At 28.8% G+C, this 970-nt stretch carries 1 protein-coding gene; it reads left to right on the plus strand.

Going from position 1 to position 970, the window contains the following annotated elements; all coding sequences use genetic code 11:
• Nucleotides 1–164: 164 nt before the first annotated feature.
• Entirely contained in the window at nt 165–704 is a 540-nt protein-coding gene (locus FP421_RS00030; RefSeq protein WP_201288769.1) for an STM3941 family protein, read from the plus strand.
• Nucleotides 705–970 lie beyond the last annotated feature (266 nt).

Below are 970 nucleotides of genomic sequence, written 5' to 3' on the forward strand. Positions count from 1 at the left end.
TGACTGAACTCAAAATTTAAACAATAAGCAGTTCAAGCTATTTTTTGCCTTCTAAACGGCTTAAAAAAATCGTTTGAACGTATTAATTAAACCTAAAAAAAGGTCAACCTATATCAGTATAATACACTCACAACCTGAAAATGAATAATCGAATTGAAATTCCTTTGAGTAAAAATAAAATTTATTTGCTTTTATTAGGAGTCATAATTTTCTTGATTGGAGGATTTTGGATGTTTATTGAACCTGAAAATGCAGGACGATTTTATAATCCAATGCTTAAAAGATTTTTATATTTAAATTCAGAAACTATACAAATTATTGGAATTGTTGGAATCGTTTTTTTTGGAGCGATTGGAATTTATGGAATTAGAAAACTCTTTGACAAAAAAGCTGGATTAATAATTGACAAAAACGGAATAACTGACAATTCAAATGCAACAAGTATTGGACTAATTGAATGGAATGACATTTTTCGAATAAGAACAAAAGAAGTAATGTCAACAAAATTTCTATTAATCGATATTGAAAATCCCGAAAAATACATAAAAAAAGCAAAAAACGGAATCCAAGCGAAACTTATGAAAGTCAATTTGAATATGTACGAAACACCTCTATCAATTACTTCAAATACGTTGAAATATGATTTTGGAGAACTTGAGGAATTAATTAAAACCGAATTGAAAAGAAATAAAAACGTTGGGTAACACCGTGTATATTTTATTGCTTTCTTTTAGCCAACTTACGAAAATCCTCGCGGATTTTCTATTCAGTAATTATTTGCTAACTTTACGCTAAACCAACGCAACAAAGCATACACAAACACGTTGGGCATAATTTAACGAATGTACTTTCCTGAAATAGGTTGACTAAAAATTCATCAAATAATGATAGTCACTTATGAAAAACCAAAAACAACACTGGCAGAAAAAAAAGTACCAAAAAGTAACTTTAGAAACCAAATTATTCGTCG

This window comes from Polaribacter septentrionalilitoris (assembly GCF_009832745.1).
Classification (GTDB): Bacteria; Bacteroidota; Bacteroidia; order Flavobacteriales; family Flavobacteriaceae; genus Polaribacter; species Polaribacter septentrionalilitoris.